General features: G+C 29.2%; 13 protein-coding genes. 12 read left to right on the top strand and 1 reads right to left on the bottom strand.

Features of this window, described 5'->3' with window-relative positions; translation table 4 throughout:
- Positions 1 to 5: 5 nt before the first annotated feature.
- From SCHRY_RS01785 to SCHRY_RS01825, 9 genes are all read left to right on the top strand, one after another.
- Positions 6 to 257, top strand: coding sequence for a hypothetical protein (locus SCHRY_RS01785; protein ID WP_016338763.1), 252 nt, complete (start codon positions 6 to 8; stop codon positions 255 to 257).
- A complete protein-coding gene (locus SCHRY_RS01790) occupies positions 248 to 748 on the top strand; it encodes a DUF2130 domain-containing protein (protein ID WP_016338764.1) in 501 nt (166 codons plus the stop codon). The genes SCHRY_RS01785 and SCHRY_RS01790 overlap by 10 nt, the downstream gene beginning before the upstream one ends.
- A gap of 736 nt (positions 749 to 1,484) precedes the next feature.
- Positions 1,485 to 4,130: a valine--tRNA ligase gene (locus SCHRY_RS01795; RefSeq protein ID WP_016338765.1), complete on the top strand. Its 2,646-nt coding sequence runs from the start codon at positions 1,485 to 1,487 to the stop codon at positions 4,128 to 4,130.
- A gap of 2 nt (positions 4,131 to 4,132) precedes the next feature.
- Positions 4,133 to 5,455: a methylenetetrahydrofolate--tRNA-(uracil(54)-C(5))-methyltransferase (FADH(2)-oxidizing) TrmFO gene (gene trmFO / locus SCHRY_RS01800; protein WP_016338766.1), complete on the top strand. Its 1,323-nt coding sequence runs from the start codon at positions 4,133 to 4,135 to the stop codon at positions 5,453 to 5,455.
- Between the two features lie 70 nt (positions 5,456 to 5,525).
- Positions 5,526 to 6,944 carry an NADP-dependent glyceraldehyde-3-phosphate dehydrogenase gene (locus SCHRY_RS01805; protein ID WP_016338767.1) on the top strand — a complete coding sequence of 473 codons (1,419 nt, stop codon included), beginning with the start codon at positions 5,526 to 5,528 and terminating at the stop codon, positions 6,942 to 6,944.
- A 129-nt stretch (positions 6,945 to 7,073) separates the two neighbouring features.
- On the top strand, positions 7,074 to 7,403 hold the full coding sequence (locus SCHRY_RS01810) for a hypothetical protein (RefSeq protein WP_016338768.1): 330 nt from the start codon (positions 7,074 to 7,076) through the stop codon (positions 7,401 to 7,403).
- Positions 7,404 to 7,447: 44 nt separating this feature from the next.
- A complete protein-coding gene (locus SCHRY_RS01815; RefSeq protein ID WP_016338769.1) occupies positions 7,448 to 7,888 on the top strand; it encodes a peroxiredoxin in 441 nt (146 codons plus the stop codon).
- Between the two features lie 37 nt (positions 7,889 to 7,925).
- A complete protein-coding gene (locus SCHRY_RS01820) occupies positions 7,926 to 9,494 on the top strand; it encodes an MATE family efflux transporter (protein WP_016338770.1) in 1,569 nt (522 codons plus the stop codon).
- 143 nt (positions 9,495 to 9,637) lie between these two features.
- Positions 9,638 to 11,077: a hypothetical protein gene (locus SCHRY_RS01825; RefSeq protein ID WP_016338771.1), complete on the top strand. Its 1,440-nt coding sequence runs from the start codon at positions 9,638 to 9,640 to the stop codon at positions 11,075 to 11,077.
- A gap of 162 nt (positions 11,078 to 11,239) precedes the next feature.
- Here the strand turns inward: SCHRY_RS01825 and SCHRY_RS01830 are convergent, their stop codons facing one another.
- On the bottom strand, positions 11,240 to 11,590 hold the full coding sequence (locus SCHRY_RS01830; protein WP_016338772.1) for a hypothetical protein: 351 nt from the start codon (positions 11,588 to 11,590) through the stop codon (positions 11,240 to 11,242).
- 136 nt (positions 11,591 to 11,726) lie between these two features.
- On the opposite strand from SCHRY_RS01830, the gene thyA reads away from it, so the two are divergent.
- Genes thyA through SCHRY_RS01845 form a run of 3 tightly spaced genes read left to right on the top strand, consistent with a single transcriptional unit; the run spans position 11,727 to position 13,867 of the window.
- On the top strand, positions 11,727 to 12,596 hold the full coding sequence (thyA, locus tag SCHRY_RS01835; protein WP_016338773.1) for a thymidylate synthase: 870 nt from the start codon (positions 11,727 to 11,729) through the stop codon (positions 12,594 to 12,596).
- The gene (locus SCHRY_RS01840) at positions 12,596 to 13,078 is read left to right on the top strand and encodes a dihydrofolate reductase (protein WP_016338774.1); all 483 of its coding nucleotides are present in this window, start codon (positions 12,596 to 12,598) and stop codon (positions 13,076 to 13,078) included. Before thyA ends, SCHRY_RS01840 begins: the two co-directional genes overlap by 1 nt.
- Complete coding sequence (locus SCHRY_RS01845) at positions 13,079 to 13,867, top strand: lysophospholipid acyltransferase family protein (RefSeq protein WP_016338775.1); 789 nt, start codon at positions 13,079 to 13,081, stop codon at positions 13,865 to 13,867.

The following is a 13,867-nucleotide window of genomic DNA, read 5'->3' on the forward strand; positions in this document are numbered from 1 at the left end:
TTTTATTGGATTTTTTACAAAGTGATATTAATGAAGTTCTAAATCAAGAAAGAAAAAAATTAGAAGACAAAATTCTTTTTTTGGAAGACAGATTAAGAGAAGAACAAAATAATAATATGAAAATGAGATTAACAAACAGCAAAATTATAGGACAAAATTTGGAAAATGAAATGAGGGCGAATTTAGTTGAATTATATCCTTGAGATACAATTTCAACTATTGATAAAGCAGGAAAAAAGCAGATTTATTGCAAGTAATTAAAGACAGTAAATTAAATTCAAAAGAAATTGGAAAAATAATTTATGAATTTAAAAATACAATAGGATGAAATAAAAGTTGAGAACTTAAATTAGCAGAAGACATGAAAGAAACAAATTCTGATTATGCTATTCTTTGTGCTACTTCATTTAATAAAGAATATCCTAATAGTTATTTTGTTATTTCGAATTTTAATAATAGATTTTTTTTAACTAGCCATGAGAATGTGGCACTGGTTTTTCAGTTAATAAGAAAATTAATTGAAATAGAAAATAATTATAAATTGATTAATTTAAATAATAATTCTAAATTTGAAGAATGGAGAAAAATTAAAATACTTATTATCCATTCTGAATTATTTCATATTTTTAAAAAAACAAAAGACACTATAGAAATTATGCTTTCTAGTACTAAGAGTGTCCAAGATAATATTTTTAAATCTGAAAATATAATTTTTAATGAAATTTTAGAAAAACTTAAAGTAGATTAATTTTTTTAATTTAATTAATTAGAATTTAGTAATTAATAAATGGAAAGGATAATTATATGCATAATAATAAGAAAAATATTATTTTAATTTATTCATCAAAATAGTGATCTAAAATATGAATTCAACGTGTAATTAATAAATTATCTAAAAAGTTTAAATTTAATTTAGAAGAACCTACTGATTATGCTGAAATATTAAAATCTAGAGCCTATTCTTTAGAAAAAAAGATTTTAGAAGACTAGCAATAAAAAAATGGAAGTTAAAAATAGTGACTATACAAAAATTAGAAAAATTTTATCACATTTTGCTTTTTTCATACTTCATGGAATTTTAACATTATAAAATTATTATTTTGTAAAAAAATATTCTTATATATTTTTGAAGTATTAAAAAAATTGTTAAAATACAAAAAAAGTTAATTAATTTTATATTTAATAATATTAAAAATATATATTGTAATTTGAAATTATTTTCTTGTTTTTCCTAAACAATTCATTATAATTAAAATGACAAGATTAGAGGAGTAATTACTATAAATAGTTTACAGAGAGTTAATGGTTGCTGAAAAATTAACCTATTTATGTAATGAAGGTTGCTAATCTGATAATTTAATATCTTAAATTAAGATAATAAAATTTTTATTTTATTAAAATCAGGATGGTACCGTAGTTATGCAAATAATTGCTCCTATTATTTTTTAATAGGAGTTTTTTATTTAGAAAGGAAAAACAGTAAAATGAAAAAAGAATTAGCTAAAAAATATGATCCCCAAAATGTTGAACAAGATAAATACCAAACATGAGTTGACAAAGGTTATTTTACAGCAAAAATAACAAAAGATAACCCAGCGTTTAGTATTGTTATCCCACCCCCAAATGTAACAGGAAAATTACATTTAGGTCATGCCTGAGATACAAGTTTACAAGACTTAATTATTCGTTATAAAAAATTAAATGGGTATGATACCTTATATTTACCAGGAATGGATCATGCCGGGATTGCGACGCAAGCAAAAGTCGAAGAACGGTTAAGAACAACAAAAAATCAACTGCGCCATGATTTAGGTCGTGAAAAATTTATTGATCAAGTTTGAGAATGAAAAGAAGAATATGCTCAAATTATTCGGGATCAGTGAGCAAAATTAGGGTTAGCATTAGACTATTCAAAAGAGCAATTTACTTTAAATGATAACCTATCTGGCGCTGTCCAAAAAGTTTTTATTGATCTTTACGAAAAAGGGTTAATTTACCAAGGAAAAAAAATTATTTCATGAGATCCAAAACAAAAAACAGCGTTATCAAATATTGAAGTAATTTACCAAGAACAAGTTGGCAAAATGTATTATTTTAAATACTTTTTGGCGAATAGTACAAATGAATTTTTATCAATTGCAACAACTCGTCCTGAAACAATGTTTGCCGATCAATGTGTTGTTGTTAATTCAACTGATGAACGTTACCAACAATATTGAAATCAACAAGTTATTAATCCAGCAAATGGGGAATTAATCCCAGTCATCTGCGATGATTATGTTGAAAAAGATTTTGGAACGGGAGCAATGAAATGTACCCCAGCCCATGATGCTAATGACTTTGAAATTGGGAAGCGTCATAATTTAGCGATGCCAATTTGTATGAATTTAGACGGTACATTAAATGAAATGGCTGGTAAATACGAAGGCCAAGATCGTTTTACGGCTCGTACTAATCTGGTTAATGATTTAACGGCCCAAGATTTAGTTGTTAAAATTGAAAACCATGTTCACCAAGTTGGTTTTTCTGAACGTAGTGGGGTTGTTGTTGAACCTTATTTATCAAAACAATGATTTGTTAAAATGGATTATTTTGCTGACAAAATTTTAAAATTCCAAAGTTCAAAAGATAAAATAAATTTCTTTCCACCCCGTTTTGATAAAACATTACAAACATGAATGGAAAATATCCAAGACTGATGCATTTCTCGCCAGTTATGATGAGGGCATCAAATTCCAGCGTGATATCACCGCGATGATGAAAGTAAAGTTTTTGTTGGAACAGAGCCACCTAACGAAACCGATTGATATCAAGATGAAGATGTTTTAGATACTTGATTTTCTTCAGCATTATGACCATTCACAACATTAGGATGAAACTGAAACGAAGAATTATTTAACCATTATTTCCCAACTAATGTTTTAGTTACCGGTTATGATATTATTTTCTTCTGAGTTTCACGAATGATGTTCCAATCATTAGAGTTTACTAATAATAAACCATTTAATGATGTTTTAATTCATGGTTTAATTCGGGATGAAAAGGGTCAAAAAATGAGTAAGTCATTAGGAAATGGGATTGATCCAATGGATGTTATTAGTGAATATGGCGCTGATACCTTACGTTATTTTTTAGTAACTAACAGTGCCCCCGGTCAAGACTTACGTTATTCAGAAGAAAAAATTAAAGCGGCTTGGAACTTTTTAAATAAATTATGAAATGCCGCGCGTTTTGTTGAAATGAATCGCCCAGCAGATTTTAAACTATTCCCTGACTATCAAAAAGAAATTAAACCAATTATCGAACATCACCAAGAATCAATTATTGATTGTTGAATTTTATCAGAGTTAACTTTAACAGTTAAAGCTGTGAAGGCAAATATGGAAAAATATGAGTTTGTGCTAGTAGCAAAAGACTTATATGATTTTATTTGAAACAAGTTTTGTTCATGATACATTGAATTAGCAAAAGTTAATTTAGGAAGTGATAATCAAGAAGTTATGATCGGAACGCAGCAAACTTTATTCTTTGTTTTAAAACAAATTATTATTATGCTTCATCCTTTTGTACCTTTTATTACCGAGGAAATTTATCAAACCCTAAATTTAAAACCATCAATTATGCTCGAAGAATATCCAACTTTTGCTTTTACTTATCAAACTAATTTCTTAAATGAAGTGGTAAAGATTACTGGTTTAATTCGTGAATTGAGAACCCAATATCAAATTCCAAAAACGCAAGCATTAAGTTTAATTATTAAAACCACTTTGGAACAAGAACAAGAATTATCAACAGCACTTGATAGTATTAATAAGTTTATTATTCGTTTAGTAAATAGTGAAATTACTAGCGTTGTAACATCATTTGGAGAAAGCAAAGAATACATTGCGGTTCCTTTAGAACATTACACACTTTATTTAAAAGCTGAAGGGGTTATTAATAATGAACTGGAAACTACAAAAAGAACTGCCGAATTAGCCCGCTTAGAAAAAGAAATTGCTCGTAGTAAAAATATTTTAGAAAATGCTAATTTTTTAGCCAAAGCTAGCCCGGAAAAAATTAAAATTGAACAAGATAAATATAATGACTATTTAAAACAATATGCTAATTTAACCGCGGAGCAAGAGTAAGCATGAAAAAACCAGAAATTAATATTATTGGTGCTGGGTTAGCTGGTACAGAAGCAGCTTATCAATTAGCAAAACGGGGATATTTTGTTAACTTATATGAAGTTAAAACAAAACAAAAAAATCCTGTTCAAAAACAAGATACTTTTGCCGAGTTAGTTTGTTCAAATTCCCTACGCAGTAACAGCATTACAACAGGGGTAGGGTTGTTGAAAGCGGAAATGGCGCAATTAGATTCTTTAATAATTAAAAATGCTTTAGCAAACCAAGTACCGGCTGGTGATGCTTTAGCGGTTGACCGTGACCAGTTTTCAAACGCCATCACAACTTACTTACGTAATCACCCTAATATTAAAGTCATTGACGAAGAAGTAATTACCATTGATTTAACAAAAATAACAATTGTGGCAACGGGACCATTAACAACCTCAAAAATGCAAACAGCTTTACAAGACTTAATTGGGGCGAATTATTTTTATTTCTTTGATGCTGCTGCCCCAATTGTTACTAAAGATAGTATAGATTTAACAAAAGTTTATTTTAAATCTCGTTATGATAAAGGGGATAGTGCAGATTATCTTAATTGTCCAATGACCAAAGAACAGTATGAGCATTGAGTCAATGAACTTATTAACGCTGAAACTGTTGAACTTAAATCCTTTGAAAAAGAAATCTATTTTGAAGGTTGCATGCCAATTGAAGTAATGGCGAAACGTAGTATCCATGCCCCGTTATTTGGACCCTTAAAACCAGTTGGCTTAGGACAAAAAGAGGGTGAACGCCCTTATGCGGTTGTCCAATTACGCCAAGATAATGCCGTTGGAACATTATATAATCTTGTTGGCTTTCAAACCAACCTCAAGTTTCCGGAACAAAAACGAATTATTCAATTAATTCCTGGGTTAGAACAAGCTAATATTGTTCGCTATGGTGTAATTCATAAAAATAATTATATTAATACTCCATTATTATTAAATGAGCGCTTACAGTTAAGAAACCATCCTAATGTCTTTTTTGCCGGGCAAATTACGGGGGTTGAAGGTTATGTTGAGTCTAGTGCCTGTGGAATTGTCACAGCTTTAAATGTAGTTAATTATTTAGAAAAACAACCAGCCGTTGTTTTTCCAAAAAAGACAATGATTGGTGCTTTGATTAATTATATTTTACATGCTGATCGCGATAACTTTCAGCCAATGAAAGCTAATTTTGGGATTATTCCCCCATTAATTGACCAAAAGTTTACTTCAAAGTTAGAAAAATATCAAGCTTATGTTAAAAGAGCACAAGATTTTTTAACTGATTTTTTAGCAACAAATAAAATTAATTAAGTTGAAAAAGCCCTTTTATTATTGGTAAAAAAATAATAAAATATATCCAAAAGTAAGGAGAAGAGAAAAAATGAATTTAGAATTAAACGCCTTAATTAATGGCGAGATGATTAATAATAATGAATGACTTGAAATTATTTCCCCAATTGATTTAAAACCATGTGGAAGAGTACCAGCATTAAAAGCAAACGAAATTAATCGTGCTTTTACAGCTGCTCGTCAATCATTTGCAACATGAAAAAAAACAACCTTGTTTGAAAGAATTAAATTGTTAAAACATTGAAGCCAATTATTATTGGAACATAAAAATGAATTAGCAAAAATTATGGCTTATGAAGTTGGAAAGGGCATTAAAGATGCCGAAGTTGAAATTGAACGAAGCATTGAATACATTGACTATACAATTGAAGAAGCAAAACGTGTTCATCCCGAAACATTAACTGGGGATGGGTGAAATATTAAAAATAAATTAGGAATATTTTCAAGAATTCCAAAAGGAGTTATTTTAGCAATTTCACCGTTTAATTATCCAGTCAACTTAAGTATTTCTAAAATTGCGCCAAGTTTAATAATGGGAAATACCGTTGTTTTTAAACCAGCAACAAATGGTAGTTTAACAGGCTTATTTTTGGCAAAATTATTTCACGCAGCAAAGTTTCCAGTTGGAGTAATTAATGTTGTGACTGGTCGTGGTCGTGATATTGGTGATTTATTAATTACAAACCCAGAAATTGATTTAATTTCATTTACTGGTTCAGTTAATGTTGGAAATGAAATTAAACAAAAATGTAACGGGAAAGAATTAGTCTTAGAATTAGGGGGAAAAGATCCAGCCTTAGTTTTAGGGGATGCTAACTTAGCTAAAACAGTTAAAGAAATAATGGCTGGGGCCTTTTCATACTCAGGGCAGCGTTGTACAGCAATTAAAAGGGTATTAGTCGTCGAAGAAGTTGCTGACGAATTAGTTAGCATGTTAAAAACAGAAGTTGAAAAATTAACAGTTGGCTCACCGCTAGATAATGCCACAGTGATTCCAATTATTGACGAAAAATCAGCTGATTTTGTTCAAGAGTTAATTGATGATGCTTTAATACATCAAGCAAAATTAGTGACAGGTAATATTTGCCAAGGAAATTTGTTAGCCCCAACATTGCTTGACCATGTGACAACAGCGATGAAGTTAGCATGAGAAGAGCCTTTTGGCCCTGTTTTACCAGTTATTCGTTGTAAATCAGTTGCCGAAATGGTTAAAATTGCTAATGATTCTAATTTTGCCTTACAAGCAAGTATTTTTACAAATAAGTTAGATCACGCCTTTTTAATCGCTGATCAATTAGAAACAGGAACGGTAAATATTAATAGTAAATCTCAACGTGGCCCAGACTCATTCCCATTTTTAGGAATTAAAGATTCAGGACAAGGAGTACAAGGAATTCGCGAAACTATTAATTCTGTAACACGCTTAAAAGGTTTAGTAATTAATTACTAAACAAGAAAAAACTGATTTATTATCAGTTTTTTTATTTTTAAGTAAAAAGACTAAGATAATTTAGTTTTTCGGGAGAGGCTTTCTTTTTTAAATATTTATGATATATTATATTCATAAGTAGGTGAGAATATGGAACATAAAGATAGTAATATGACATTACGCGAAGAAAAAATTGAACAACGCTTAAATGAACTAATGCAAACAGTTAGTGATATTAATTTAGACATTAGTGATTTACAAGAAAGAGCTAGTTTAAAAAATAGTGCCGTCAAAGATGATTATGATAGCATTTCAGAAGAGGTTCAAGCTGTGGAAACAGAAATTTCCGAACTTGAATATAAGTTTACAATTTCAGAAATTTCATTGTACTTAATATTCTTAAACTTAAAACTATCATTTAATATCTTAAAAAATAAACTAGAAGTAACTAATTATTTAATTAAACTATTTTACGAATAATTAGTTTATTTTTTTTATGGTAAAAGAAAGAAGGGGTTATTATTATGGATTTAAAAACAACAAAATTACTATTTTCGGATAATATTGAACATTTGTTAAGTGAGTTTCAACAAGCAAAGGGTTATATTATTTATTTTTTTCCAAAAGCAAATACTAGTGCTTGTACCTTAGAAACAGTTGAATATAATAGGCTTTATGATCAATTTATGCAAGCAGGATATAGTGTAATTGGGGTTAGCCGCGATGTACCAAAAAAACAACAACAATTTAAATTATCAAATAATATCAAATTTCCATTAGTATGTGATGTTGATTCACAATTATGTAATACTTTTAATGTTTTAAAACAAAAGAAAATGTTTAATAATACTTTTATGGGAATTGAACGTAGTACTTTTATGCTTGATAATGATTTTAATATTCTACATGAATGACGAAATGTTAAAGCGGTTGAGCATATCAGCGATGTTCTAAAATTAATTTAAATCTATAATTATTAAAAATCAACCAATGGGAGTCTAAATGAAAATACTATCACAAAATGAATTAAAATTACGCTATGAAAATCTATGAAAAGCAGTTTTCATCTATTCTTTACCAACAATTTTTGTTATGACAATTTCAGCATCTTATCCGCTAATTGATAAGTTAATTTCGTTGGCGTTTGTAACACAAAATGTCCTGGATTATCAACCATATCTTGAATGATATAAAAATAATATTAACGTCAATAATGGCATTTTATCGGAACAAATTGCAAAAGAATTTGTTAATATTGCGACCCAAGTTTCTTCCCAAATCTATAACTTGTTATTTTCCTTTGCTGTTTTAACTGCTTTAGGAGCATCAATTTCGTTTTCTTATCGCTATGGTCAAGTTAACCGCGAAGAGGCTAAAATTATTTCTGGTAATTCCATGACAATTACAGTTCTTTTTTCTCTTTTTGCTGGTCTTTTTGTTTTCACCTTAGTTTATCCAAAATGAGATAATATCATTATTTTTATCCAATTATCAAAAAAAGGGGCATGAATCATCCAAGATTTAACCTGACGTTATATTTGACCAATGTTAATTGCTAGCCCATTAATGTTTATTAACTTTTTATTATTAACTTTATTAGGAGCCGATGGTAAAGGGAAATGAGCTGCTTTAATTACCGTCTTATCAATTCCTATCAATGCTGTTTTTGCAATTATTTTTGTTAAGGCAGGTCACTTATTATTAGAAGGGGCAATCTTAGGAACAATTGTTTCGTGAGCTATTTCGATTGCAATTAGTATGACTATTATATATAAAAACCATGATTCATATTTACGTTTTCGCTGACATGATCTTTACATTTTGAAAAAAAATAATCTTAAAAAAATCTTTCAGTTAGGATTACCATCGTTTTTAAATAACCTAGCAATTGCTTCAGTGGCAATTCTTTCGGCAACAATAATTGCTTATTTACCAGGTCAAGTTGAACAACGCAATCAATATGGTTCTTCAATGCTACAACTATATAATAGCGCTATTAGCCCCTGAATAATGTTATTTACTTCTGTTGCCTTAGGGATTAGTCAAGGTAGCAAGTCTTTAATCAGTTATAGTTATGGGGCCAAACAGTATCATAAGATTTATCAAATTTCATGACGAAGCTATATTTTAGTCACGGGGTGATTAGTTATAGTCTTTTTCATTTGTCTCTTGTTTGCTCCTAGTTTAATGCGTGTTTTTGCCTTTCCTCCCGAAAATGTGAGTGAGGTTCGTTGATGGGTTGTTTTGATGATGATGAGTTTTCCTTTAGCTGGAATTTCTTTTACCGCAACAACTTTATTCCAAGGGATTAATAAAACAAGATTAGCCACTATTGTTTCATCGTTACGTGCAATTATTATCTTACCGATTCTAGTTATTATTGGCTATTTTATTGCGCATGCTTTTGATGATGGAACAACTTATAGTAACTGATATTATTTTTTAGTAATTGGTTTAAATGATTTAATTTCAGGGGTAATTGTTGGGATTATTTTAGCTGTTTTTTTATCGAAACGTAAGAATTCGTTTTTAAAAAAACCGCCCGCACAAACTGAACCAGCCTTAATTTAAAGCGTTTTTACAACCTATGACTTGGGAATTTAGTATAATATTATATACTGTGCCTATAATAAAAGCAAGAAAATTTAGAAATTTTTTGATTTTTGTAGTATAATATTAATGTACGGGTAAAAATTAATACAGGGGGTTAAACTATGAATAATCAAAGCAAAGGTAGCGGAAATGTTAGTGAATCAAAACCAGGGCCATTAATTAATAATAAGTTAGTTGATAATGTAAAGATGGCAAATAATAAACCAATTGGCCAAAATAATTCACAAACATTTGCAAATAGAGCAAATGCAAGTACAGGGATAAAAACAAATCAAGGGATTAATAGTAACGGACCACAACCAGGATCAAACCAAGTAAATGGTGCTGGAAAACCAATGAGACCTAGTGATCCAGTTAAAACGACAGTTGAGAATAAGCCTGTAAATCAAAGACAGACAACAGGTCAAACGGTACAGACAACAGGTCAACCAAAAGCACCAGGTCAAAATAGTAACAATGATTTAATTAATCAATTGGTGCAAGAAAATCAAATGCTAAAAAATCAACAACAAAATAATGTTGTTCCTGGTTTTAATAATGGTTATTTAACACCACTATCTAATCCAGCGCAATACCCAGCCCCAAGAATGCCAATTATGGGCGATCCATATAATCAATTTATGGGTCAACAATTATTTTCACAATATGCACAACAAGGTCGTGTTCCTGGTTTTAATCAAATGGGGATGGGTGGTCCTGAGCAATCAATTCACTATAACAAACCAATTTATCAAGCTATTGTTTATCAACCTTATGTTTTACCAGCCATTAATAATGGTCAACAAAATAATATGCATGGTATGAACATGTATGATGTTAATCCTCAAAATTTAGCATTTAATCCGATAAACCTTGCTTATGGTCAACAACAAAATAATCCATATTATTTAAATGTTCAACCAACTAACCAATTCCAACCTGGTCCAGGATATCAACAGTATCCACAACAAAATTATTACCAACCAAACCAACCAGGTGTGATTGGTCAAAATCCAATCAATATAGACCGTAATTCACAATCGTTTGGTTTAGAAAACCAAGGAAATAAATTTGATAACTATAATGATAGTTTAGGAGCAGATAATCATTTTGCAATTATGAATCCAGAATTATCAAGCAAAGAAGATTATATTGATCAATGAAACGATGTTAATGAGATGGATAATGAATTTATTAATGATGAAAATCAATATTATTCAGATAATTATGAAAATGATGATAATTACCCAGTTAATTACAATGATGGTTATGATCAAGATTTAAATTACGATAATTATGATAATTTAAGTCCAGAAAACAATGCATTATTAACTAAAAAAGAATTACGAGCCAATGCAAAAGCAAAAAAAGTATGAGAAAGAGAACAAAAACGTGCCAATAAGAAGAAATTACCTTTATGAGCTAAAATTATAATTAGTTTATTAGTAATCTTAGTAGTTGCAGTCGGAGTCTTAACAATTGTTTACTTCAATGTTCCGGCGTTCCAAGAAATTGTAAATGGGTGATTTGGAATTACTAAAACCTTTAACCCATGATTCTAAAGATATTAGCAATAATATCTTTTTTTATTATTTTAAGTAATAAAAAAACTAGACAGGAGTATGTCTAGTTCATAACTATTATTATAATTAATTTTATTTTTTAAAGGGTTTAAAAATATGAAAAATTTATATTAATTTTAGGGTTTAGTTGTTGTATTTTTTTTAATTTATTGATTTTACTGGTGGTAGTTGTACTACTTTAATTAAGAAAAATCATAAAACAAAGCCTAAAATTACTAATAATGGACTTGTTAAAAAATTATTTTGTTGTTGAGAACTAATTTTTTTAGCAATTGGGGCCAAAAATATTTCTTGTTCATTTTTTTCAATTACAACTGTTTCATTATTATTGATAATCGCATTATTTTCATTAATTTCATTAATAATAATAAAGGCTTGCTCATAATCATTATTATTAAAAATATTTCATAAAACTTGTGAAGTTGATTTTGGGGTAAACAGACCAAAAGATAGTTTAATTTTATATAAAATCTGTAAAAACTTTTTTTTCATTGTTCTCACCCCTTTAATACCCTAATATTAACATAAAAAAGATAAAAATAGCAATAGTTTTTTAATCATTTTAAGTGATTTTATTTACCAAATAGGGTAATATTGAATAGTAAATTAACATTAAGAGGAGAGTATTATGAAACAATATTTGAAAATGGTTGAATTTGTTTTAGCAAATGGCCAAGAAAAAGCAGATCGGACTGCAACAGGAACAATTTCATATTTTGGATATCAGATGCGTTTTAACTTAAAAGAGGGGTTTCCGTTATTGACAACAAAGAAAATTCACTTTAAGTCAGTAGTCCACGAATTATTATGGTTTATTGCGGGAGATACAAACATTAAATATTTAGTTGATAATGATGTTCGAATTTGAAATGAATGACCATATGAAAAATTTAAAAAATCACAAGAATATAATAATGAAACATTAGCCGAATTTGTTGAAAAAATTAAAACTGATGGCGAATTTGCTAAACGCCATGGTGATTTAGGGCCAGTTTATGGTAAACAATGACGTAATTTTAATGGGGTTGATCAATTAGCCCAATTAATTGAAAATATTAAAAGTAATCCGTTTTCTCGTCGCCATATCATTAGTGCATGGAATCCAGCGGAAATTAACAAGATGGCTTTACCACCATGTCATACATTAATGCAATTTTATGTTTCAGAAGATAAGAAACTAAGTTGTCAATTATATCAACGTAGCGCTGATGTTTTTTTAGGGGTGCCATTTAATATTGCTAGCTATGCTTTATTAACTTATTTAATTGCCCAAGTAACAGGGTTAGAACCTGGTGATTTTGTTCACAGTATTGGGGATTGCCATATTTATCAAAACCATTTATCACAAGTAAATGAACAACTTACGCGAACACCACGCACATTACCAACATTAAAATTAAATCAGAACATTAATTCGTTATTTGATTTTAAATATGAGGATATTACTTTAGAAAACTATGATCCAGCCCCTTTAATTAAAGGAGCTGTCGCAGTCTAATGATAAAATTACTATGAGCAATGGATGAAAATCATTTAATTGGGGCGGATAATAAATTACCTTGACATTTAAAAGAAGAATTAGCCCATTTTAAAGCAACAACCTTGGGAAAAACAATTTTGTTTGGGCGTAAAACTTATGAGGGGATTGGTAAAAAATTACCTAATCGTAAAATTGTTTTATTAACCCATCAAAAAGATTATAAAATTGATGACGTTGATGTTGAAGTTATTAATAATTTTGATAATATTATAGAGAAATATAGTAAAAATCCAACAAATGAAATTTTAATTTGTGGGGGCAAAAAAGTCTATGAGGATTTTTTACCCTATGCAGATATGTTAATTATCTCAGAAATTAAAGGACAATATGCTGGAGATACCTATTTTCCTGGCTTTGATATAACGGCTTTTCAACAAATAAGTGAAGTTGTTAAACCCGGTTTTATTATAAAAGAATATATTAGGAAGGAAGAAAATTAGATGATTAATGGCTGAAAAGTCTTTCTATCTTTGCCACGCTTTTTAAGAACTTTAACAAAATCAAAAAGTATGGCTAAAAAAGTAAAGCGAGACCCCAATTTAGTAACAGAAGAATATCGCTATCATTGATTACAAAAAAAATGTCGTTATTTTTTATGACTTTTTGATATTAAATTAATTGTTCACAATCGTGATAATTGAATTGATAAAGGATGTTTAATGGTTGCAAACCACCAATCGAACATTGATCCAGGAATTTTATTTAGTTTAAATGATTTTAGTAAAACAGCTCCATGTGCTTTTATTGCGAAATTGGAATTACAAAATGATAAAATTTTTAAACGATTTTTATCATTAATTGATGTTTTATTCTTAGATCGTAAAAATCCTCGTCAAGCATTAGAAGTAATGCAAGAGGCAAATGAGTTAATTCGAATTCCCCGCACAATGGTGATTTTTCCAGAAGGAACTCGTAGCCATTCCGAAGAAATCGGGGAATTTCAAGCTGGGAGTTTTAAAATTGCCCAAAAAGCCCATGTCCCAATTATTCCAGTATCAATCGTAAATTCATATCGTGTTTTAAATAAAAAAGCAAAGAAAAAAGGACGTAAATATGTTCATATTGTTTTTCATAAACCAATTAAACCAGATACGTTTATGACAAAACCAACTGATCTAATTGCCAATAATGTTAAACAAATCATTCAAAAAGGCCTTGATCAATTTGGCAATGTTGATGATAAAAAAGCATACCATGAATATAAAAAAGAATTAAAGAAAAAAAGTTAG

Origin of the sequence: Spiroplasma chrysopicola DF-1, from assembly GCF_000400935.1 — a bacterium.
Taxonomy (GTDB): Bacteria; Bacillota_I; Bacilli_A; order Mycoplasmatales; family Mycoplasmataceae; genus Spiroplasma; species Spiroplasma chrysopicola.